Annotated in this window: 2 protein-coding genes and 1 pseudogene; all 3 read left to right on the forward strand. The window is 71.2% G+C overall.

Annotated elements, in window-relative coordinates; all coding sequences use genetic code 11:
• Positions 1-815, forward strand: a pseudogene (locus ABL57_RS22505) (hypothetical protein); the annotation flags it as partial.
• A gap of 115 nt (positions 816-930) precedes the next feature.
• A complete protein-coding gene (locus tag ABL57_RS22060) occupies positions 931-1,734 on the forward strand; it encodes a class F sortase (RefSeq protein ID WP_047804964.1) in 804 nt (267 codons plus the stop codon).
• Positions 1,735-2,501: 767 nt separating this feature from the next.
• Entirely contained in the window at positions 2,502-3,125 is a 624-nt protein-coding gene (locus ABL57_RS18540) for a hypothetical protein (RefSeq protein WP_047804965.1), read from the forward strand.
• The last annotated feature ends 27 nt before the right edge of the window (positions 3,126-3,152 follow it).

Below are 3,152 nucleotides of genomic sequence, written 5' to 3' on the forward strand. Positions count from 1 at the left end.
AACTGGCGGGCGCCGAGGCCGAGGCGCAGGCCGCCGCGGCCGCGGTGGTCGAGGCGACCGCGGCCGTGGAGGAGGCCGGGTCCGTCGCCGATGCCCAGGCCGCCCTGGAGGTGGCAGTCACCGACCGCGACGCCGCCCAGGCCGAGGCCGAGGCCGCCGCCGCCGTAGTGGCCGAGGCGCAGGTGGCCCTGGAGGACGCGCAGGTGGAGCCGGAATCGCTGCTCGAGGCTCGGGCGGAGGTGACCGCCGCCGAGGAGATCCAGGCTGCCGCCCAGGCCGAGTTCGACGCCGCGCAGGCCGAGCTGGACGCCCAGCTGGGCCTGGTGGCCGCGGTCGAGGACGCCGAGGCCGCCGTGGCCGATGCCGAGGTGGCCGTGGAGACGGCCGTGGCCGCCGCCATCGACGCGCAGCTGGCCCTGGACGCCGCTATCGAGGACCTCGCCGAGGTCCGCCTGGCCCTGGGCGAGGTCGGGGTCGATGTCGAGGAGCTGGAAGCTCTCTTCGATGCAGCCCTGGCAGCCTGCGCCGGCACAGGGGCCGGCATCGACGTCGACGTGGACGAGGGCCTGGTCACCGGCCCCACCACCACCCCCGGTGCCCCGTGGTCCCCGGGCACCTCCCCGGTGCACTGGGTGCCCGGTTCCTCCATGGAGACCACCAACCAGGGCATGAACGTCCAGACCGCCGGCACCACCCCCAGCACGACCACCGGCGCCGGCTCCGAGAACCACCTGGGCGTGATCGCGCTGACCGGGGCCGGGCTGCTCGCCGCGACCGGGCTGGTGCTGCGCCGCCGGCACACCACCGGCAGCTAACCACCACGGCGGGTGGGTCGCTCCTGCGCCCCACCCGCCACCGTCGTGACCCTCCGGGCGCCGGCCACCCCGGCCGGCGCCCGGAGCCACACCACCAGCCCTCGGGGGGCATCAGATGGGCCATCAGCACGACAAACACCAGCACGGCGCCACCACAGCACCCCACCAGCCCCGGCGCACCCGTGCCCTGCCCGTCATCACCACCCTGGCCGCGGCCGTGCTGCTCGGGATCGGCGGGTACCTCGGCCTCGGGCCCGGTCCTGATACCGAAGCGACTGCCACGGCGCCACCGGCCACCCACAGCACCACTGCCGCCCCCGACCCCATCGGGGCCGAGGGTGCGGACTCGACGGCACCCACAGCATCCGTCTCGCCCTCCCCCGCACCTTCCCGGGCGGCTCCCGCGGTGACGCCCTCACCGGCAGCCACACCACCGGCAGCCACACCACCGGCGCCCGAACCGGCCCGAGCCCAGCCGGCGGCCTCCGCCCCGGTCCACCTCACCGTGCCCGCCGCCGGCATCGACCAGCCGATCCTGCCGCTGGCCCCGACCACCGCCGAGCTGGCCAACCAGTCGATCGTGCCCCCGATGACCATGGACGCCTACTGGCTGACCACCTACGGCACCCCCGGAGCCGGATCCACGAACACCACCTACCTCACCGGGCACAGCTGGGAAGGCACCGAAGCCCCCTTCGACCGGCTCAGCACCCACCTGAACCCCGGGGACACCATCACCCTCGGCACCCAGACCGGCACCATCGACTACACCGTGGACGCAGTCACCACCCACGACAAGAACACCCTCAAGAACAGCGACATCTGGCAGATCACCCCGCAACGACTGGTGATCATCAGCTGCTACACCCACGACCCCTGGGGCAAGAACGTCGTCATCACCGCCACCCCCACCCACTAACCCTCCGGCGCACCCCACACCAGTCTGGGCGGAACACACAGGACACCGAGCCCACACCCGTGGCCGGCACACAGTCACCACCGATCAGCGGTGAACAGAAACACCCCATGACCACCCCTGCCCCCTGCGCTTCGCCGTCGAGCTGCACCCCCACACCCCCACGGAATGGACCGCGACCTACTACCCCCTGATCACCACCACCACAGGCAACAGCGCCGACATCACCACGGTGCTGCACCAACACCGGCTACCCGCCCCACCACCCAGCCGCGCATCCACGCCGCATCACACATCAGCACGATGGCTGGAAGCACACCTCACCGACCCCGACGCCCCCTGCTACGCGGACTACCCCCGCTGGAGAACCGCACTGGCCGCCGGCTACACGGCATCACTGAACGCCCACCACACCCAGAACGCCACACCACCGCCCCGGCACCACACCCACCACCCAACACCGGGCACCATCCTCATCCCTGCCGGACAACTCTCGGAATGGATCCTCCGCGAAACGGCGGAAGCGGTGGACTGCCGTCCCCGGCGGTGGGTGCATAACCGAAGTCTTGGGGCATCCCCGTGATGCGCCAGTAAACTGATCAATTAGTGCCCCCTCGGCCCCTCTGTGGGTCGGCCTGCCGCGCAGGAAGCCCCCCCCCATGCCCCCCGCACCCATACGTCCCGTTCCCAATTGTTCTGGCTCAGCTCCCGAGCGAACCCGGGCCTACATCGCCGCCCCGGTACCCCCGGAAGACGGGCTGCTGCCGGCCTTGAAGTGGGCGTTCCAACACCATCCAGAAGGCCAGTGGAACCGGATCGGGATCCTGGTACCCACCCCCGCCCATGCGCAGCACCGTGCGTTGCACCGATTGCGTGCGCGCGGCGTCACCATCGAGACCGCCACCGACCAACGGCCATTGGCCGGTTTCACCGGACCCGTCATCGCCTACGCCCCGGACTTGCCGACCCTGGCCGCCGCCGAGCAGCTACCCATCACCTGCGCGGTCCTGGCCCTCGCCGCCGAGAACATCCCTCTCAGCCCGTGGGTGGACGCCTTCACCCCCCGACACCTGGCCGGACACGTCCTGACCCCGCTGCAGCCCCTCCTGCCCGATGCCACTGTGCGCCGGGCCATGGTGTACTTCACCCACCGCCTCGTCGCCACTTCTCCCGCGAACGAGCCCTCAACGCTTCACGGCATCGTCGCAGGGATACGTCATCTGCAGGGCCAGGGGTGCGTGTTCACCACCGAGGAGTTGCTCGCTCTGGCTCTCCAACTGAACTGGTCCCCCAGCGCTATCGGGCGGTTGCAGCACATGCTCACTGACGCGTTCCCAGCACCAGCGGCCTGGCCCACACAGCCATCCAGCCCCAGGCCACCCTCAAACCCCTGAACCATCCCTACCCACCCCCAGGATCCA

Source organism: Kocuria sp. SM24M-10 (assembly GCF_001027955.1).
Taxonomy (GTDB): Bacteria; Actinomycetota; Actinomycetes; order Actinomycetales; family Micrococcaceae; genus Kocuria; species Kocuria oceani.